This is a genomic window from Pseudomonas sp. PKS (genome assembly GCF_051913525.1).
Lineage (GTDB): Bacteria > Pseudomonadota > Gammaproteobacteria > Pseudomonadales > Pseudomonadaceae > Aquipseudomonas > Aquipseudomonas guariconensis_D.
The window spans coordinates 363,030-381,739 of the sequence record NZ_JBEGDO010000001.1 but is presented as its reverse complement, the minus strand read 5'-3'; the positions used below and the strand labels follow the sequence as shown (position 1 = coordinate 381,739).

The window sequence follows — 18,710 nt, the reverse complement described above, 5'->3', positions numbered from 1 at the left end:
CGCCCATGGGCCGCCTGTGCGCGCTGGCCCTGATGCTGGTGAGCCTGCACAGCGTGGCGGGTGAGCGCATCCGCTACTGCGACTACCCGGTGTACCCGCCGATTTCCTGGAGCGATGGCCGCCAGGTCCGAGGCCTGGCACCCACCGTGGTGCGCGAGTTGCTCGGGCGCTTGGGCTACGAGGTCGAGATCGTTGTGCTGGGTAATTGGAAGCGCTGCCTGATGGACGCCGCCGCAGGGCGGGTCGATGTGGTGCTGGCCTACAACAGCGACCAGCGTGACCTGGGCATGCGCTTTTCCACGGTGCCGGTGCTACGCGAGGAGGTGGCGGTGTTCGTCAATCAGCACCGGCCGGTGCGCTTCGAGCACCTGGAGGACCTGGCCGGCTATCGGGGCGGGTTGCTCTATGGCGAAAGCTATGGTCCTGAGTTCGACCGTTTCGTGGCACGGCACCAGAACATCGAATGGGTGTCCTCCAGCCAGCAGAACTTCGGCAAGCTGATCCGTGGTCGCATCGATTTCGTGATCCAGGAGCGGCGTACCGGCGAGCTGTTCGTCGAGCACCTGCCAGGTGCCAAGGACATCCAGGCCTTGCCCACGGCGCTGAGCGTGGACTATCTGCGCGTCGCGGTGTCGCGACATTCCCCTTTGAGCCGACGCATGGACGCCATCGATCAGCAGTTGCGCAAGATGACCGAGGCTGGCGAGATCCAGCGCTGGCTGGAGCAGAGCGAAGTGACCTACCGCGACATGATCAACCTGCCGGTGGACGCGCGATGATCCGCCTGCATACCGACGGCCTGCTGCGTCGCCTGCTGCTGTTCATTTTCCTGTTCAGCCTGTGCTTCACCGTACTGGCAAGCTCCGTCCAGCTGTACTTCGAGTACCGCCGGGAAATGCGCGACATCGAGGCGCGCATGGCGTTGATCCGCGCCGGCTACCTGGCGAGCCTGGAGCGTAGCCTGTGGGATCTGGACGAGGCACAACTGGACGTGCAACTGCGTGGTTTGGTGGACTTTTCCGACGTAGCGCGGGTGCGGCTGATCAGCGAAGACTTCAGGCTGCTGCGCGGCGAGGCCACGCCCAAGGGGCCGCTGCGCATCGAACGTTTCGCCCTGGATTACCAACCGCCGTCCGGGCCTGCGCGGCACCTGGGCGAGCTGGAGGTCAGTATCGACCTGGGCGCTGTGCATCGGCGATTGTTTGCCACGGGGCTGACCAGCCTGTTGTGGATGGGCGTGTTTCTCTGCGGCCTTGCGGTGGCGCTGTCCGGGCTGTTCTACCGCCTGGTGACGCGCCACCTGCAAGTGATGGCCGAATTCGCCCGGCGTATCGGTGCGGGGCAGTGGCAGGAACCGCTGCGCCTGGCCCGGCGCCGCTCGGCCCGCCCGGACGAGATCGACACCGTGGCCCATGCCCTGGATGACATGCGCCGGGCCATCCTGCGTGACATCGAGCGCCGTGAATTGGATCGCTTGGCCTTGCAGGACAAGCGCGACGAGCTGCAGGCGATGGTCGAGCGGCGCACCGCAAGCCTGGCCAGGGCCAAGGACGAGGCAGAAGCGGCCAACCTCGCCAAGTCCAGGTTCCTGGCGACCATGAGCCATGAACTGCGCACGCCGCTCAATGGCATCCTGGGCATGGCCGAGCTGCTGCGCGGCGGCAGCCTGGCGCTGCGCGACCGCGAGCGCCTGGAGGCGTTGTACAAGGCCGGCGAGGGATTGCTGGCGATTCTCAACGAAGTGCTCTATTTCGCTCGCCTGGAAGAAGGCGAGAGCCGTCCGGAAATGGTCGACTTCTCCCTGCGCCAGTTGTGCCAGGAGGTCATGACCCTGCTCGAGCCCAGGGCCGTCGACAACGGCAACCGCCTGCACTGCCACATCGACGAACAGCTGGCCGAGTTCCAGCACGGCGCCGAACAGTACTTGCGCCAGGTACTGAGCAACCTGTTGGCCAACGCGATCAAGTTCACCGAACACGGGCAGGTCTCGCTGGACGTGCAGATGCTGGAGCCGCGGACGGACCTGCAACGGGTGCGGGTCACCGTGAGTGACGATGGCATCGGCATCGCCCCGGCCATGCAGGCGAAGATCTTCGATCGTTTCACCCAGGCCAGCGAAGCCGTGGCCAGGCGCTACGGCGGTACCGGCCTGGGCCTGGCGATCTGCAAACACCTGGTGGAGAAACTCGGCGGGCGCATCGGGCTGGACAGTGTCGAGGGGCAGGGCAGCTGCTTCTGGTTTGAGCTGGACCTGGCCTGCGGCCGGCAGCCTAAGACCCAGGCGCCGGTACGCCAGGCCCTGTCACCACTGAAAATTCTGGTGGTCGAGGACGTGGCCCTGAACCGTGAAGTCGCCGGCGGGCTGCTCACCCGAGATGGCCACCAGGTCAGTTTTGCCGAGCATGCCCAGCAAGCCCTTCAAGCCTGCGCCGAGTGCCGGTTCGACCTGATCCTGCTGGACGTGCACCTGCCCGGAATGAGTGGGGTTGAACTGTGCCGCCTCATCCGCGCCACGCCAGGGCTCAACCGTGAGACGCGCATCCTGGCCTTGACCGCGGGTGTGCAACCGGCCCAGGTGCCCGGTTACCTGGAGGCCGGGATGCAGGGTGTGCTGGCCAAGCCCTTGAAGCTGGACAGCCTGCGCGAGGCCCTGGTTGACCTGACGCCGGTGGTGGACGCACAGGCGTCCGAGGCGTCGATGGACTGGGCCTTGCTGCAGACCCACCGCGCGTTGCTGGGCGAGCAGAAACTGCAAGGACTGCTGGTGGTTCTGCACCAAGCCATCGATCAACACGAGGCGGCGCTGGGGGAGGCGCTGAAGGCAGGTGACTGCACAGAGGTGGTCCACTTGGCCCATCGTCTGGCGGGCAGCTGCGATTCTTTGGGCTTTGCGGGCCTGGCGACGGCGTTGCGACATCTGGAGGACGTCGGGTTGAAGGGAGATGCTGGGCCATTCGAAGTCTTGAACGAACCGCTGGCCGAGCAGATTCGCCTGGCCCGCGCCACCTTGGAACAGCTGATCCAGGGCTGACGTACAAAAAAGTTACGACTTTTTACATCTTCGATCCGTCCGTACAACGGCACCTTACATCCGTTTCCAATAATCGATGGCAACCGTGCTCCACACGGTCCATGAGGCTTATTGGAGATAAGAATAATGAAATGCCGTAAAGCTCAAGACCTCCTGAATTCTCTACCCGCCCAACGCGCCTGCCAGGTCGAGGTGCGCCATGTCTGAATCCACTGACCGCAAAGGCATCCAACTGACCCGTGCGCTCAAGAGCCGGCACATCTTCATGCTGTCGCTGGGCGGGGTGATTGGCACCGGCCTGTTCATGGGCTCGGGGGTCACCATCAACCAGGGCGGCCCGATGGGGGCGATCCTGGCTTACTTGGTCGCGGGCCTTCTGATGTATCTGGTCATGGTCTGCTTGGGTGAGCTGTCGGTGCAGATGCCCGTGTCCGGCTCGTTCCAGGCCCATGCCACCAAGTTCATCGGCCCGGCCACGGGCTTCATGATCGGCTGGGTGTACTGGATGAGCTGGGCCACCACGGTGGGCCTTGAGTTCACCGCCGCCGGCATGCTGATGACCCGTTGGTTCCCCGAAGTGCCGATCTGGTACTGGTCGGCGCTGTTCGTCGCCGTGCTGTTCGGTCTCAATGCCCTGGCCACCCGCGCCTTCGGTGAGGCCGAGTACTGGTTCTCGGGCATCAAGGTCGCAACCATCCTGGGCTTTATCGTCATCGGCCTGTTGGTGATCTTCGGCGGTATCCCGCTGAACAATGGGGCGCCGGCCCCGATGCTCGACAACCTCATTGGCGATTCGCTGTTCCCCCATGGGCTGTCGGCGGTGTTCGCGGTAATGATGACCGTGGTGTACGCCTTCCAGGGTTGCGAGATCATGGGCGTGGCCGCGGGCGAGACCGAGCATCCGGAAAAGAGCATCCCTCGCGCTGTGCGCAACGTGGTGTTCCGCGTCCTGATCTTCTATGTGCTGGCCATCGCCGTGCTGTCGGCCATCGTGCCGTACGAGCAGGCCGGCCTGATGGAAAGCCCGTTCGTGCAGGTGTTCGACATGGTCGGCATCCCTTACGCGGCGGACCTGATGAACTTTGTGATCCTCACCGCGATCCTGTCGGTGGGCAACTCGGGCCTGTATGCCTCCACGCGTATCCTCTGGGCCATGTCCAAGACCGGCATGGCGCCCAAGAGCCTGTCGCCGCTGAGCAAGCGCGGCGTGCCGCTGCGGGCGCTGAGCATCACCCTGTGCTTCGCCTTGATCTCGCTGATGACCAGCTTCGTCGCCGCTGACACCCTGTTCATGGTGTTGATGGCGGTGAGCGGAATGTCCGGCACCGTGACCTGGATCGTCATTGCCCTGGCTCAGTACCGCTTCCGCAAGGCCTTCCTGCGTGATGGCGGCAAGCTTGAGGACCTCAAGTACCGCGCGCCGCTGTATCCACTGGTGCCGCTGCTGTGCATCACCTTGTGCAGTTCGCTGTTCGTGTTCCTGGCCTTGGACGAGACCCAGCGTCCGTCGCTGTACTGGGGCTTTGGCTTCATTGCCGTGTGCTATGCGGCGTACTTCCTGATCAACCGTCGTCGGCAGGGGGCCTTCGAGCCGAGCGCGCCTGGCGTATGAGGTGACAGTTGTGGTGCCTATTCGCGGGTAAACCCGCTCCTGCAGGGTGTTGCACAAGCCCTGTGGGAGCGGGTTTACCCGCGAATGCTTTGGCGCGGTCAGTGCAAAACCTCAGTTGTGCGAAGTTGTAACAGCGGACGCTTCAAATCATGTTCTTGCGTGTAAATAATCTTTAAAAACAAACAGTTATGGCGATTTATTGAATTGTTACATCAACTCAGGCCCCGATTGCCGTCTTGTTGAACACTTGTTTAGTATCTCGTTCAAGTCGTCCCCTCATAGCCACCAACAACAATATCGAGGCCTCCCATGACTAGCCCGTCCTCACTGCTGAGCAAAGTCGAAGCCGGCGTTGCCTGGATCACCCTCAACCGCCCCGAGCAACGCAACGCGCTGGACATTCCCAGCCTCAAGCAACTGCACGCACTGCTGGAAACCTTCAACACCGACCCGGCCGTGCGGGTGGTGGTGCTGACCGGCACCGGGCGCAGCTTCTGCGCAGGCGCGGACCTGGCCGAATGGGCCGAGGCCGAAGCCCGCGGTGCCCTGGAAAGCTACGGCTGGACCGAGACCGCCCACGCCCTGATGCAGCGTCTGCACAGCCTGGACAAACCCACCATCGCCGCCATCAACGGCACCGCCGTCGGCGCCGGGATGGACCTGAGCCTGTGCTGCGACCTGCGCATCGCGGCCGCCTCGGCGCGCTTCAAGGCCGGTTACACCAGCATGGCCTACAGCCCGGACGCCGGCGCCAGTTGGCACTTGCCGCGACTGATCGGCACCGAGCAAGCCAAGCGTTTGTTGTTCCTGGACGAGCTGTGGGGCGCCGAGCGCGCCCTGGCTGCCGGACTGGTGAGCGAGGTGTGCGCCGATGACCAGTTGCCGACCGTCACCGCCGAGCTGGCTGCTCGCCTGGCCAAGGGCCCGACTTTCGCCTACGCCCAGACCAAGCGCCTGATCCGCGACGGAGCCCAGCGCACTTTGAGCGAGCAGCTGGAAGCCGAGCTTGCCGCAGGCCTGCTGTGCGGGCGCAGCCAGGACGGCGCCGAGGCGCTACGGGCTTCGGTCGAACGACGCGCGCCAGAATTCGTTGGTAAATAACCCCTTACACGACCTTCTTCAGGACGATTCCAGATGAATTTCCAACTGACCCAAGAACAAGAAATGTTGGTGGAAGCGGTACGCAGCTTCGTGACCAAGGAGCTGCTGCCCTATGAGGAAGAGGTGGACCGCGCTGATGCGGTGTCGCCGGAGCTGGCGGCGCAGATCCGCGGCAAGGCGATTGCGGCTGGCTTCTATGCCTTCAACATGCCCGAGGAAGTCGGTGGCGGTGGCCTGGACTACCTGTCCCAGGCGCTGATCGAGCGCGAGCTGTCCAAGGTTTCCTGGGCCTTGCACGTGTTCGTGGCGCGTCCCTCGAAGATCCTCATGGCCTGCAAGGACGAGCAGATCAACGACTACCTGCTGCCCTGTGTGCAAGGCGAGAAGATCGACTGCTTCGCCCTGACCGAGCCGGGCGCCGGTTCCGACGCCAATGCCATCAAGACCCGCGCCGTACGCGACGGTGACGACTTCGTCATCAATGGCAGCAAACACTTCATCAGTCACGCCGGCCACGCTGACTTCGCCATCGTCTTCGCGGTCACCGACACCTACGAACACAACGGCCGCAAGCGCAATGCCGTGACTGCCTTCTTGGTCGACCGTGGTACGCCAGGCATGACCATCCGTCGTGGCCCCAAGTGCGTGAGCAACCGTGGCTACCACACCTATGAGCTGTTCTTCGATGACTGCCGCGTACCGGCCAGCAAGGTGCTGGGCGAGGTGGACAAAGGTTGGGAAGTGGCCAACGCCTGGCTCACTGCGGGTCGGGTGATGGTGGCCGCCAACTGTGTGGGCCAGGCCCAGCGCGCCCTTGACCTGTCCCTGCAGTGGTCCGCCGACCGCAAGCAGTTCGGCCAGGCCATCGGCAGCTACCAAGGCGTGTCGTTCAAGCTCGCCGACATGGCCACCCAGATCCGCGCCGCGGAACTGCTGACCCTGCACACCGCCTGGAAGATGGACCAAGGCAGCATGACCGACGGCGAGGCCGGCATGGCCAAGCTGTTCGCCAGTGAAGTGCTGGGCAAGGTGGCTGACGAGGCGGTGCAGATCTTCGGTGGCATGGGCCTGATGGACGAGGGACCGGTCGAGCGCATCTGGCGTAACGCACGGATCGAGCGGATCTGGGAGGGCACATCCGAAATCCAGCGACACATTATTTCCCGCGAACTGCTGCGTCCGCTGCTGCGCTGATCGGTCTGGAGATTGCCCATGTCGCACTCGATTCGTGACAACCTCAAGCGCCTGCTGGCGCCCCGGCACCTGGCCTTCGTCGGCGGGCGCAGCATGGCGCGGGCGCTCAAGCGCTGCGCCGAAGGCGGCTTCGCCGGCCAGATGTGGCTGGTGAACCCACAGCATGAAAGCCTCGATGGTGTACCGTGCGTGCCCAGTGTGGCCGAGTTGCCTTGTGCGCCGGACGCCGTGTTCATCGCCACCAACCGTGACCTGACCTTGCAATGCGTCAAGGACCTGGCCGCGATTGGCGCCGGTGGCGCCATTTGCTACGCCTCAGGCTTTGCCGAGAGCGGCGAGCAAGGGCGCGTGCTGCAACAGCGCCTGCTCGAGGCGGCCGGCTCCATGGCCTTGCTCGGCCCCAATTGCTATGGCCTGCTCGATTACCTGCATGGCGCAGCCCTGTGGCCGGTTGCCCATGGCGGCAAACAGGTGGAGAAGGGCGTGGCGATCCTCACCCAGAGCGGCAACTTCGCCTACAACCTGTCCATGAGCGACCGCTCGCTGCCGGTGGCCTACATGGCCTCGGTGGGCAACCAGGCGCAGTTGGGCGTGGCCGAGCTGATGGACGTGCTGCTCGATGACCCTCGCGTCACCGCCATTGGCCTGCACCTGGAAGGCCTGAAGAACGTGCCGGGCTTTGCCCGTGCCGCACACAAGGCGTTGGAGCGGGGCATCCCGATCATTGCCTTGAAGACCGGCGTGTCGCAGATCGGCGCCGAGCTTGCGCTGAGCCACACCAGCTCGCTGTCGGGCTCCGATGCCCTGTACGACAGCCTTTTCCAGCGCCTGGGCGTGATCCGCGTGAGCGGCCCGGTCAGTTTTGCCGAAACCCTCAAGGCGGCCGCCTGCGGCCACCTGCCCAAGGACGGTCGATTGATCGCTCTGGCGTGCTCCGGAGGCGATGCGGGCCTGATCGCTGACTACGCCGAGCGCAACCACCTGGCCTTGCCCAAGCTGGAGCAAGGCCAGGTCGATGAGCTGGCCCAGGTGCTGCCGGCCTACGCCAATCTGGTCAACCCGCTGGACTTCACCACGGCGATTTGGGGTGATGGCGCGGCGCTTGAGCGCATGCTCGACAGCGCCCTGCAAACCGATGCCGACGCCGCCATGCTGGTGCTGGACTACCCGGCGGAGTTCACCGGCGAGCGCAAGGAGTGCGACCTGCTGCTGGGGCTGTACTGCGATGCCTTGCAGCGCCACGGCAAGATCGGCTTCGTCACCTCGGCCTTCCCTGAGCTGCTGCCGGCCAGCGCCCGCGAACGCTTGCATGAGCGTGGTATCGCCGCACTGCAAGGGGTAGAGGACGGCCTGGCGGCCTGGGGGCGAATCGTTGCCTACCAGCGCAACCGCCAGCGCTTGCTGGAGCTGGGCGAGTCGGCCCTGGTGCCACTGTGCCCGCAGCCCCTGGGTGGCCAGGCGCAACTGCTCGATGAATGGCAATCCAAGCAAGCGCTGCTTGCCTTTGGCCTACCGGTACCTGGCGGTGTGCTGAGCACGCCCGAGCAGGCGCTCAAGGACGCCGCCCGCGTCGGCTACCCGCTGGTGCTCAAGGCGGTTAGCGCGCAATTGCCGCACAAGACCGAAGCCGGCGCGGTGGCCCTCAACCTGCGCGATGCCGACACCCTGCAAGCGGCGCTCGAGCAGATGCGCGGGCGCATCGCGGCCTACGCCCCAGGTGTGCCGTTCGACCAGGTACTGCTAGAGCCCATGGCCCAGGCGCCTCTGGCCGAGCTGATCGTCGGCATCAAGCGGGAGAATGACTTTGCCCTGGCCCTGGTGATCGGTGCCGGTGGGGTGCTGGTGGAGTTGCTCAAGGACAGCGTCAACCTGCTGCTGCCCACCACCGACGGCGCTATCCGCAACGCCGTGCTGGGCCTGCGCAGCGCCGGCCTGCTGCAAGGTTTCCGTGGCCGCCCGGCCGCCGACCTCGACGCCTTGGTGGCGGCGATCCGCGCGGTGGCCGACTACGCCTGCGAAAACGCCGGCCAGTTGCTGGAACTCGACGTAAACCCATTGATGGTCGGTGCTCAAGGCACCACCGCGGTCGACGCGCTGATCCGCCTCGGCCAGGCGCAAGGAGAACAACATGCATGAACGTCCTTTGACCGGCGGCCAAGCCCTGGTACGCCTGTTGGGCAACTACGGGGTCGATACGGTGTTCGGCATCCCCGGGGTACACACCCTGGAGCTGTACCGGGGCCTGCCGGGCAGCGGCATCCGCCATGTGCTGACTCGGCATGAACAAGGCGCGGGCTTCATGGCCGACGGCTATGCGCGGGTCAGTGGCAAGCCGGGTGTGTGCTTCGTCATCACTGGCCCTGGTGTGACCAACGCCGCCACCGCCATCGGCCAGGCCTACGCTGATTCCATCCCGATGTTGGTGATTTCCAGCATCAACCACACCGCAAGCCTGGGCAAAGGGTGGGGCTGCCTGCACGAGACCCAGGACCAGCGCGCCATGACCGCGCCGATCACCGCATTCTCCGCCGTGGCGCTGAGCGCCGAGGATTTGCCGGAGCTGATCGCCCGTGCCTGGGCGGTGTTCGACAGCGAACGCCCGCGTCCGGTGCACATCTCGGTGCCGCTGGATGTGCTGGCCGCGCCGGTCGCCCGCGACTGGAGCAATGACGTGGTGCGCCGCCCAGGGCGCGGCCTGCCGGATCGCGACAGTCTGGAGCAGGCTGCCGTCAAGCTGGCCAACGCCAAGCGGCCGATGATCATCGCGGGCGGCGGCGCTTTGCACGCGGCGGCCGAGCTCGTGCAACTGAGCACGCGCCTGGCCGCGCCGGTGTTCACCAGCGTCGCCGGCAAGGGCCTGCTGGCCCCGCAGGCGCCGCTCAATGCCGGTGCCAGCCTTTGCGTCGACCCGGGCTGGCAAATGATCAGCGAGGCCGATGTGGTGCTGGCGGTAGGCACCGAGATGGCCGATACCGATTTCTGGCGTGAGCGTCTGCCGCTGACCGGCGAACTGCTGCGGGTGGACATCGACCCACGCAAGTTCAACGACTTCTACCCCTGCGCGATTGCCCTGCACGGCGATGCCCGGCAGACCCTGGCCAGCCTGCTGGAGCATCTGCCGCAGGCCACCCGCGATGCCGGTGCCGCCATCGAGGCCGTCAGTAGCCTGCGCCAGGCGATCCGGGCAGGGCATGCGCCGCTGCAGGCGATTCACCAGGCGATCCTCGACCGCATCGCCGCCGTACTACCGGAAAACGCCTTCATCAGCACCGACATGACCCAACTCGCCTACACCGGCAACTACGCCTTCACCAGCCGGGCACCGCGCAGCTGGCTGCACCCGACCGGCTACGGCACCCTGGGCTACGGCCTGCCGGCCGGCATCGGCGGTATGTTCGCCACCGAAGACCGCCCCGGCCTGGTGCTGGTGGGCGACGGCGGCTTCCTCTATACCGCCCAGGAACTGGCCACCGCCGTCGAAGAGATCGACCGTCCGCTGGTAGTGCTGCTGTGGAACAACGACGCCTTGGGGCAGATTCGTGACGACATGCTTGGCCTGGACATCGAACCGATTGGCGTGTTGCCACGCAACCCGGACTTCATCGGCCTGGCCCGCGCCTTTGGTTGCGCCGTGCGCCAGCCGCGCAGTCTGGACGAGCTGCAATCGGATCTGGTCAACGGATTTGCCACGCCAGGCGTGACTTTCATCGAACTCAAGCACGCCTGTGCCCGTTGATCGCACCTTCAGGACAACAAATAGAGAACAAGCATGATGCCATTCCGTCGTACCCTTCTTGCCGCCTCCCTGGCCCTGCTGGCCGCCCAGGCCCCGCTGTATGCCGCACCGCCGTTGTCGATGGACAACGGCATCAACGTCCTGACCATCCAGAACAGTAACGCCTGGGTCGAAATCAGCAAGAGCGCCATCGAGCACAACATCCGGACCCTGCAGGCAGAACTGAACGGTAAATCCAAGCTGTGCGCGGTGCTCAAGGCTGACGCCTATGGCCATGGCATCGGCCTGGTAATGCCCTCGATCATCGCCCTGGATGTGCCGTGCGTGGCGGTGGCGAGCAACGAGGAAGCTCGTGTGGTCCGTGCCAGCGGCTTCAAGGGGCAACTGGTGCGGGTGCGCCTGGCCAGCGTGAGCGAGGTGGAAGACGCCTTGCAGTACAACATGGACGAGTTGGTCGGCAGCGCCGAGTTCGCCCGCCAGGTGGCGGCGATCGCCCAGCGCCACGGCAAGACCCTGCGCATCCACCTGGCCCTGAACTCCAGCGGCATGAGCCGCAACGGCGTGGAAATGGCCAGTTGGTCGGGCCGTGGCGAAGCACTGGAAATCGCCGAGCAGCCGAACCTGGAGCTGGTCGCGCTGATGACCCACTTCGCCGTCGAAGACAAGGACGACGTGCGCAAGGGCCTGGCCGCCTTCAAGGAGCAGAGCGACTGGCTGATCAAGCATGCCAAGCTCGACCGCCGCAAGCTGACCCTGCACGCGGCCAACTCCTTCGCCACCCTGGAGGTACCCGAGGCCCGCCTGGACATGGTACGTACCGGCGGCGCGCTGTTCGGCGACACCGTACCGAGCCGCACCGAGTACCGCCGGGCCATGCAGTTCAAATCCCGCGTTGCGGCCGTGCACAGCTACCCGGCCGGCAATACCGTCGGCTACGACCGCACCTTCACCCTGAGCCGTGACTCGCGGCTGGCCAACATCACCGTCGGCTACTCCGATGGCTATCGCCGGGTGTTCACCAATAAAGGCCATGTGCTGATCAACGGTCACCGCGTGCCGGTGGTGGGCAAGGTGTCGATGAACACCCTGATGGTGGATGTCACCGACTTCCCTGACGTGAAGAACGGCAACGAGGTGGTGCTGTTCGGCAAGCAGGCTGGCGGTGAAATCACCCAGAGCGAAATGGAAGAAATCAACGACGCGCTACTGGCCGACCTCTACACGGTCTGGGGCAGCGCCAACCCGAAGATCCTCGTCGACTGACGCCCTCATAGGAGACGCTCATGCGCTTTGCCAAGCTGACCCAACGCATCGCCGGCGACGGCGCTGCTGCCTGGGACATCCACTACCGCGCCCTGGCGATGCAGGCCGAGGGCAAGGACGTCCTGCTGCTGTCGGTGGGAGATCCGGATTTCGACACCCCGGCGCCCATCGTCGAGGCGGCCATCGACAGCCTGCGCGATGGCCACACTCATTATTCGGATGTACGCGGCAAGCTGGCCCTGCGCCAAGCCATTGCCCGCCGCCACCAGCAACGCAGCGGCCAGGCGGTGAGCGCCGACCAGGTCACGGTGCTGGCCGGTGCGCAGTGCGCGTTGTTCTGCGTGGCCCAGTGCGTGCTCGATCCAGGCGACGAGGTAATCGTCGCCGAACCCATGTACGTGACCTACGAGGCCGTGTTCGGTGCCTGTGGCGCGACCGTGGTACCGGTGCCGGTCAAGCCTGAGAACGGGTTCCGCGTGTGCCCCGAGGATGTGGCGGCACGCATCACTCCGCGTACCCGCGCCTTGGCGCTGAACAGCCCGCACAACCCTTCGGGCGCGAGCCTGCCGCGCGCCACCTGGGAGGCGCTGGCGGAGCTGTGCATCGCCCATGACCTGTGGCTGATCTCCGATGAGGTGTACAGCGAGCTTTTGTATGACGGCGAGCATGTCAGCCCCGGCAGCCTGCCGGGCATGGCCGAACGCACGGCGACCCTCAACAGCCTGTCCAAGTCCCATGCGATGACCGGTTGGCGGGTGGGCTGGGTGGTGGGTTCGACCGCGCTGGCGGGCCATCTGGAAAATCTTGCCCTGTGCATGCTCTACGGCTCGCCCGACTTCATCCAGGACGCTGCGGTGGCGGCACTGGAGCAACAGCTGCCGGAGCTCGAGGCGATGCGCCTGGCGTACCGCCAGCGCCGTGACCTGGTCTGCGAGCGCCTGGCTGGCTGCCCGGGCATCAAGGCGCTCAAGCCCGATGGCGGCATGTTCGTGATGGTCGATATCCGTGAAACCGGCCTCAGTGCCCAGGCCTTCGCCGACCGCCTGCTGGACAGCCAGGGCGTATCGGTACTGGCGGGCGAGGCCTTCGGCCCGAGCGCTGCCGGGCATATCCGCCTTGGCCTGGTGGTCGGTGCACAGGCGCTGGAAGAAGCGTGCCGACGCATTGCCCGGTGCGCCGCCGAACTGATGAAGGAGCAGACCCATGCGTGAGTACGCGCGGCTGTACATCGACGGCGCCTGGCAGGTGCCGAGCGGGCAGGGCATGGCCGAGGTCATCGACCCGGCCAGCGAAATTGCCATCGGCCGCGTGCCGCTGGGCGACGAGCAGGATGTGGAGCGGGCGGTGAGTGCGGCGCGAAGGGCGTTCGCTGACTGGTCGCGCACACCATCGAGTCGGCGCGCTGGCTATATCCGTGCCTTGGCCGAGCAATTGCGTGCGCGGGCCGGAGAAATGGCCGATGTGATCACCAGCGAACTGGGCATGCCGGTGCAGTGGTGCCAGATGGTGCAGGTCGACGGGCCTATCGAAGGGCTGGAGCAGTATGTCGAACTGGCTGGCTTGATGGATGAGGTGCGTGAAGTCGGCAACTCGCTGGTGTACCGCGAGGCGGTGGGCGTGTGTGCCTTCATCAACCCGTGGAACTACCCGCTGCACCAGATGATCGGCAAGCTGGCACCGGCCTTGGCTGCCGGGTGCACGGTGGTGGTCAAGCCGAGCCAGGAGACGCCGCTGCACGCCTTCTTGCTGGCTGAGATGATCGACGCCATCGGCTTGCCTGCCGGGGTGTTCAACCTGGTCAGCGGGCCGGGGTCGAAGGTGGGCGAAGCGCTGGCGCGGCATCCGCAGGTGGACATGGTGTCGTTCACCGGCTCTACCGGCGCTGGGGTGCGGGTGTCCCAGGCGGCGGCGCCGACGGTCAAACGGGTGTGCCTCGAACTGGGCGGTAAGTCACCACTGCTGATCACCGCCGATGCCGACCTGGAAACGGCGGTGCGCCATGGCGTGCAGGACGTGATGATCAACTCCGGGCAGACCTGCACCGCACTGACCCGCATGTTGCTGCCGGCCGAGCGCTACGCTGAGGCCCTGGAGATCGCCGTGGCCGAGACGCGTGCGCTGGTCATGGGCGATCCGCGTGATCCGCAGAGTTTTCTGGGGCCGATGTGTTCGGCGGGGCAGCGGCGCACGGTGCTCGACTACATCCGCCTAGGGCAGGAGGAGGGCGCGCGATTGCTGTGCGGTGGTGATTCGGCGCCTGGGTTCGAGCGCGGATTCTACGTTGCGCCGACGCTGTTCGCCGATGTCGACAACCGCATGCGCATTGCCCAGGAGGAGATCTTCGGGCCGGTACTGTGCCTGATCCCGTATGCCGGTGAGCAGCAGGCCATTTCGATGGCCAACGACTCGCCGTTTGGCTTGTCCAGCGCAGTGTGGGCAGGCAATCGCGAGCGTGGGCTGGCCTTGGCCCGACAGATGCGTGCCGGGCAGTGCTTCGTCAACGGTGGCGGGTTCAACTACCGGGCACCGTTTGGCGGCTACAAACAGTCCGGGAACGGGCGCGAGTGGGGCGAGGAGGGGTTGGCTGAGTTCGTCGAGATGAAGGCGGTTCAGCTCTGAGACCGGAGGGCTGCTGTGCAGCCCATTCGCGGGTAAACCCGCTCCCACAGCAACCTCGCTGCTTTAGGGCAATGGTGAACTGTGGGAGCGGGTTCACCCGCGAAGAGGACGGCGCGAAGGGAAGGGTCACTGCGCCGCCACATCCTCCACCGGCCTGTCGAACGCCACGAACAACTGATCGGCCGTGATCGCTCCTAGGTCCAGGCGCATGTTCGCCTCGAGCATGGCGAACAGACGGGTGAACACCTCGTACACCTTGCAGTGATCCTCCATCCCGGAAAACGGGTTGTCGATCTTCTCGGCGATCAATGAGCTTTCCTGCACCGCGTCGTACACCTCGCGCAGGGTGATTTCGCTGGCCGGACGGGCCAGGGTCAGGCCGCCATGAGCGCCACGCCAGGACTTGAGAATGTCAGCCTTGACCAGTTGCGAGGCCAGGCTGCGCACGCGTGCCGGATGGACCTTGACCCACTTGGCGATGGTCTCCGTACGCAGTTTCTGCGGTGCGTTGGCGGCCACGAACGAGAGGATGTACGAGGCGGTGATCAGGCGAGTCGACTGGCTCATCGGCAAAGGTCCCTGGATAAAAAACCGAAGTCTACACCCCTGTGAAAATCTCACTTGGCAGGGCGTGGCATTGAGTCTAATGTATTTGTCACGATGACAATTACAAATATTTGGTCGTCGGGCGAACAAGACCTTTCCTGGCGGTTCAACAGAGGCGATGCCATGAGCGATAACAAGAACAAGATCACTCAAGCGATGCCCGACAGCGGTCTGCCGCGTCGGGATTTCCTCAAGTACAGCGCGGCGGCGGCTACCTTCGCCGGCGCCTTCTCGCTGGGCCTGCCGATGTCGGGCTGGGCCGAGGAGGGCACCCCCAAGGCGGGTGGCGTCCTGCGCATGGGCCTGGCGGGCGGCAGCACCACTGACTCCGGAGACCCGGGTTCGTGGAGCGACACGTTCACGTTTGTCGGCTTCTCGGCCGTATACAACACCCTGAGCGAAATCAGTGTCGACGGCACGGCGATTCCAGAGTTGGCCGAGCGCTGGGATTCCAGCCCCGACGCCAAGGTCTGGACCTTCACCCTGCGCCAGGGCGTCACCTTCCACGATGGCAAGACCCTGGACGCCAACGACGTGGTCGCCTCGATCCAGCACCACCTGGGCGAGAAATCCACCTCGGCGGCCAAGACCGTGCTCGGCGATGTCGCCCAGGTCCGCGCCCAGGGCAACGACACCGTGGTGTTCGAGCTGCATTCGGGCAATGCCGATTTCGCCTATGTGGTCGCCGATTACCATCTGGTGATCATGCCGGCCAAGGACGGTGTGGCCGACTGGCGCTCTGGCAACGGCACCGGCGGCTACCGTCTCAAGCGCTTCGAGCCGGGCGTGCGCATGGACTTGGAGCGCAACCCGAACTACTGGAAGCCCGGCCGTGCGCATTTTGCCAGCGCCGAACTGCTGGCCATCGCCGATGGCGCCGCGCGGGTCAACGCCCTGGTCACCGGCCAGGTGGATGTAATCAACAAGGTCGATCTCAAGACCGTGGCGCTGCTCAAGCGCAACCCACAGTTGGTGATCGAAGAGACCAAAGGCGCCCAGCACTACACCTTCCCCATGCTCTGCGACAGTACGCAGTTCCAGAACAACGACGTGCGCCTGGCGCTCAAGTACGCCATCGACCGCCAGGCCTTGCTGACCTCGGTGCTGCATGGCTACGGCCAGATCGGCAACGACCATCCGATCCAGCCGGGCAGCCGCTTCATCAACCCGGCGCTCGAGCAACGCGCCTACGACCCGGACAAAGCCCGCTTCCATCTGCGCCAGGCTGGGCTGGACGCGCTCAAGGTGCGTTTGCAGGCTTCGGACGCCGCCTATACCGGCGCGGTGGACGCTTCGGTGCTGTTCAAGGAGCAGGCGCGCAAGGCGGGTATCGACATCGATGTGGTGCGCGAACCGGCCGACGGTTTCTTCACCAACGTATGGATGAAGCAGCCGTTCACCACTTCGTTCTGGTACAGCAGCCTGACCGCCGACCGCATGTTCAGCATCGGCTATGCCAAGGGCGCAGCCTGGAACGAGACGCACTGGGACAACGCCCGCTTCAACCAGCTGCTCAATGCCGCCCGTGGCGAGATGAACGCGCCGCTGCGTCAGGAGATGTACAACGAAATGCAGGCCCTGTGCCGTGACGACGGCGGCGCCATCGTGCCGCTGTTCGCAAGCTCGGTGGCGGCACGGTCGCGTCGGGTCACCCACGGCGGGGTCACCGCGCCCTATGGCGAACTCGATGGCCTGCGGCTGATCGAGCGCTGGTGGCAGGCCTGATCCCTTTCGTCACTGCACGAGGAGCCCATGGTGAATAGTCTTGGTTCATTACTTGCGCGACGCCTGGCCCTGGGCCTGCTGTCGCTGCTGGCCGTCTCGGTGATCATCTTCCTGGCCGTGGGCATGCTGCCTGGCGATGTCGCCCAAGCCATGCTCGGCCAGTCGGCCACCCCAGAAACCGTCGCCGCGCTGCGGGCGCAACTGGGGCTGGACATGCCAGCCTGGAGCCGCTTCGGTCACTGGGCCTGGCAACTGCTGCATGGCGATCTGGGTGTGTCGCTGGCCAACCAGCGGCCGATCGCCGAGCTGATCGGCGCGCGACTGGGCAACACCTTCAGCCTGGCGCTGCTGGCGGCGCTGGTCTCGGTGCCGCTGGCCTTGCTGCTGGGCATGCTGGCGGCGCTGTACCGCAACAGCTGGTTCGACCGGCTGCTCAACACCAGTGCGTTGACGGCGGTGTCGTTTCCGGAGTTCTTCGTCGCCTACATCCTGATCTTGGTGTTCGCGGTGAAGCTGGCCTGGCTGCCGAGCATCTCCAACCTGTCGCCTGATGCCTCCTTGGGCGAAGTGCTGGAGCGCTCTTTGCTGCCGGTGCTGACCCTGGCCCTGGTGGTGGTCGCGCAGATGATGCGCATGACCCGCGCGTCGCTGATCAACCTGCTGGCCAGCCCCTACATCGAGATGGCGCGGCTCAAGGGCATCTCGCCAGCGCGGATCATCTTCCGCCATGCCTTGCCCAACGCCTTGGCGCCAATCATCAACGTGGTGGCGTTGAACCTGGCGTATCTGGTGGTAGGGGTGGTGGTGGTCGAGGTGGTGTTCGTCTACCCAGGCCTGGGCCAACTGCTGGTGGATTCTGTCGCCAAGCGCGACATCCCGGTGGTGCAGGCCTGCAGCCTGATCTTCGCCGCCACCTACATTCTGCTCAACACCAGTGCCGATGTGCTGTCGATCGCCAGCAATCCGCGCCTGATGCATCCGAAGGGGTAGCCGATGAGCCTGTTCAAGCAATTGCAGCGTGCGCCGCTGAGCGCCAAGTTCGGTTTGCTGGTGATCGTCCTGTATGTGCTGGTGGCGCTGTTTGCACCGGTACTGGCGCCATTCGGCGAGACCGAGGTGGTGGGCGAGGGCTTCGCGCCCTGGGGCGGGCAGTTCCTGCTGGGCACCGACAACCTGGGTCGCGACATGTTCAGCCGTCTGGTCTACGGCGCCCGCAATACCTTGGGGATCGCTTTTCTGACCACCGCCCTGGCCTTTGCCGTGGGCGGCTTCTGCGGCCTGGTGGCGGCGATCAAGGGCGGCTGGATCGACCAGGGGCTGTCGCGCCTGGTGGATATCCTGATGGCCATCCCGCAGCTGATCTTCGCCTTGCTGATCCTGAGCGTGGTCGGCACCACGGCCACCTCGTTGGTGCTGGTGATCGCACTGCTCGATGCCACCCGGGTGTTCCGCCTGGCACGGGCGGTGGCGATGACGGTGGTGGTACAGGACTTCGTCGAGGCCGCGCGTCTGCGCGGGGAGGGGTTGTGGTGGCTGGTCAGCCGCGAGGTGCTGCCCAATGCCGCAGCGCCGTTGATCGCCGAGTTCGGCCTGCGCTTCTGTTTTGTCTTTCTGTTCATCAGTGCTTTGTCGTTCCTGGGCCTGGGTATCCAGCCGCCGACCGCCGACTGGGGCAGCATGGTGCGTGACAACGCCGTGCTGATCACCTTCGGTGACGTCAGCCCGCTGTTGCCGGCGCTGGCCGTGGCGCTGATCACCGTCAGCGTGAACTTCGTCGTGGACTGGGTGCTGCACACGGCCAGTGGCCTCAAGGAGTGCTGAAC

The 18,710-nt window shown here is 65.2% G+C and carries 14 protein-coding genes; 13 read left to right on the top strand and 1 reads right to left on the bottom strand.

Features of this window, described 5'->3' with window-relative positions:
- Positions 1–5: 5 nt before the first annotated feature.
- The 10 genes from ABOA88_RS01840 (at position 6) to ABOA88_RS01795 (ending at position 14,556) form a co-directional block, all read left to right on the top strand.
- Positions 6–779 (top strand): substrate-binding periplasmic protein, encoded by a 774-nt coding sequence (locus ABOA88_RS01840; protein ID WP_196168434.1) that lies wholly within the window; start codon positions 6–8, stop codon positions 777–779.
- Complete coding sequence (locus ABOA88_RS01835) at positions 776–3,031, top strand: ATP-binding protein (RefSeq protein ID WP_367850876.1); 2,256 nt, start codon at positions 776–778, stop codon at positions 3,029–3,031. The genes ABOA88_RS01840 and ABOA88_RS01835 overlap by 4 nt, the downstream gene beginning before the upstream one ends.
- Positions 3,032–3,230: 199 nt before the next feature.
- On the top strand, positions 3,231–4,643 hold the full coding sequence (locus ABOA88_RS01830) for an amino acid permease (RefSeq protein ID WP_367850875.1): 1,413 nt from the start codon (positions 3,231–3,233) through the stop codon (positions 4,641–4,643).
- A gap of 309 nt (positions 4,644–4,952) precedes the next feature.
- Positions 4,953–5,744: an enoyl-CoA hydratase/isomerase family protein gene (locus ABOA88_RS01825; protein WP_367850874.1), complete on the top strand. Its 792-nt coding sequence runs from the start codon at positions 4,953–4,955 to the stop codon at positions 5,742–5,744.
- Positions 5,745–5,777: 33 nt separating this feature from the next.
- Entirely contained in the window at positions 5,778–6,938 is a 1,161-nt protein-coding gene (locus ABOA88_RS01820) for an acyl-CoA dehydrogenase family protein (protein ID WP_043210842.1), read from the top strand.
- Between the two features lie 18 nt (positions 6,939–6,956).
- The gene (locus ABOA88_RS01815; protein ID WP_367850873.1) at positions 6,957–9,074 is read left to right on the top strand and encodes an acetate--CoA ligase family protein; all 2,118 of its coding nucleotides are present in this window, start codon (positions 6,957–6,959) and stop codon (positions 9,072–9,074) included.
- Positions 9,067–10,674: a 5-guanidino-2-oxopentanoate decarboxylase gene (locus ABOA88_RS01810; RefSeq protein WP_367850872.1), complete on the top strand. Its 1,608-nt coding sequence runs from the start codon at positions 9,067–9,069 to the stop codon at positions 10,672–10,674. Before ABOA88_RS01815 ends, ABOA88_RS01810 begins: the two co-directional genes overlap by 8 nt.
- Positions 10,675–10,710: 36 nt before the next feature.
- Positions 10,711–11,937 (top strand): alanine racemase, encoded by a 1,227-nt coding sequence (gene alr, locus ABOA88_RS01805; protein ID WP_367850919.1) that lies wholly within the window; start codon positions 10,711–10,713, stop codon positions 11,935–11,937.
- A gap of 20 nt (positions 11,938–11,957) precedes the next feature.
- Entirely contained in the window at positions 11,958–13,148 is a 1,191-nt protein-coding gene (locus tag ABOA88_RS01800; RefSeq protein WP_043210850.1) for a pyridoxal phosphate-dependent aminotransferase, read from the top strand.
- Positions 13,141–14,556, top strand: coding sequence for an aldehyde dehydrogenase family protein (locus tag ABOA88_RS01795; RefSeq protein WP_367850871.1), 1,416 nt, complete (start codon positions 13,141–13,143; stop codon positions 14,554–14,556). The genes ABOA88_RS01800 and ABOA88_RS01795 overlap by 8 nt, the downstream gene beginning before the upstream one ends.
- Before the next feature lie 126 nt (positions 14,557–14,682).
- Here ABOA88_RS01795 and ABOA88_RS01790 read toward each other — a convergent pair whose 3' ends face one another.
- A complete protein-coding gene (locus tag ABOA88_RS01790; protein ID WP_196168426.1) occupies positions 14,683–15,123 on the bottom strand; it encodes an RrF2 family transcriptional regulator in 441 nt (146 codons plus the stop codon).
- Between the two features lie 162 nt (positions 15,124–15,285).
- Between ABOA88_RS01790 and ABOA88_RS01785 the strand changes: the two genes are divergently transcribed.
- The 3 genes from ABOA88_RS01785 to ABOA88_RS01775 are packed head-to-tail and all read left to right on the top strand — an operon-like array spanning position 15,286 to position 18,708.
- Positions 15,286–16,887: an ABC transporter substrate-binding protein gene (locus tag ABOA88_RS01785; protein WP_367850870.1), complete on the top strand. Its 1,602-nt coding sequence runs from the start codon at positions 15,286–15,288 to the stop codon at positions 16,885–16,887.
- Positions 16,888–16,914: 27 nt separating this feature from the next.
- The gene (locus ABOA88_RS01780) at positions 16,915–17,877 is read left to right on the top strand and encodes an ABC transporter permease (RefSeq protein ID WP_230387634.1); all 963 of its coding nucleotides are present in this window, start codon (positions 16,915–16,917) and stop codon (positions 17,875–17,877) included.
- A gap of 3 nt (positions 17,878–17,880) precedes the next feature.
- Positions 17,881–18,708, top strand: a complete 828-nt coding sequence (locus ABOA88_RS01775; RefSeq protein ID WP_070573701.1) for an ABC transporter permease — start codon at positions 17,881–17,883, stop codon at positions 18,706–18,708.
- Positions 18,709–18,710: the final 2 nt, after the last annotated feature.

What these genes read in the sequence shown, in the direction of transcription:
- ABOA88_RS01800 (WP_043210850.1), top strand. Translation starts at nt 11,958, where the DNA reads ATGCGCTTTGCCAAGCTGACCCAACGCATCGCCGGCGACGGCGCTGCT.
- ABOA88_RS01820 (WP_043210842.1), top strand. Translation starts at nt 5,778, where the DNA reads ATGAATTTCCAACTGACCCAAGAACAAGAAATGTTGGTGGAAGCGGTA.
- ABOA88_RS01775 (WP_070573701.1), top strand. Translation starts at nt 17,881, where the DNA reads ATGAGCCTGTTCAAGCAATTGCAGCGTGCGCCGCTGAGCGCCAAGTTC.
- ABOA88_RS01810 (WP_367850872.1), top strand. Translation starts at nt 9,067, where the DNA reads ATGCATGAACGTCCTTTGACCGGCGGCCAAGCCCTGGTACGCCTGTTG.
- ABOA88_RS01825 (WP_367850874.1), top strand. Translation starts at nt 4,953, where the DNA reads ATGACTAGCCCGTCCTCACTGCTGAGCAAAGTCGAAGCCGGCGTTGCC.
- ABOA88_RS01835 (WP_367850876.1), top strand. Translation starts at nt 776, where the DNA reads ATGATCCGCCTGCATACCGACGGCCTGCTGCGTCGCCTGCTGCTGTTC.
- ABOA88_RS01785 (WP_367850870.1), top strand. Translation starts at nt 15,286, where the DNA reads ATGAGCGATAACAAGAACAAGATCACTCAAGCGATGCCCGACAGCGGT.
- ABOA88_RS01780 (WP_230387634.1), top strand. Translation starts at nt 16,915, where the DNA reads ATGGTGAATAGTCTTGGTTCATTACTTGCGCGACGCCTGGCCCTGGGC.
- ABOA88_RS01840 (WP_196168434.1), top strand. Translation starts at nt 6, where the DNA reads ATGGGCCGCCTGTGCGCGCTGGCCCTGATGCTGGTGAGCCTGCACAGC.
- ABOA88_RS01790 (WP_196168426.1), bottom strand. Translation starts at nt 15,123, where the DNA reads ATGAGCCAGTCGACTCGCCTGATCACCGCCTCGTACATCCTCTCGTTC.
- alr (WP_367850919.1), top strand. Translation starts at nt 10,711, where the DNA reads ATGCCATTCCGTCGTACCCTTCTTGCCGCCTCCCTGGCCCTGCTGGCC.
- ABOA88_RS01815 (WP_367850873.1), top strand. Translation starts at nt 6,957, where the DNA reads ATGTCGCACTCGATTCGTGACAACCTCAAGCGCCTGCTGGCGCCCCGG.
- ABOA88_RS01795 (WP_367850871.1), top strand. Translation starts at nt 13,141, where the DNA reads ATGCGTGAGTACGCGCGGCTGTACATCGACGGCGCCTGGCAGGTGCCG.
- ABOA88_RS01830 (WP_367850875.1), top strand. Translation starts at nt 3,231, where the DNA reads ATGTCTGAATCCACTGACCGCAAAGGCATCCAACTGACCCGTGCGCTC.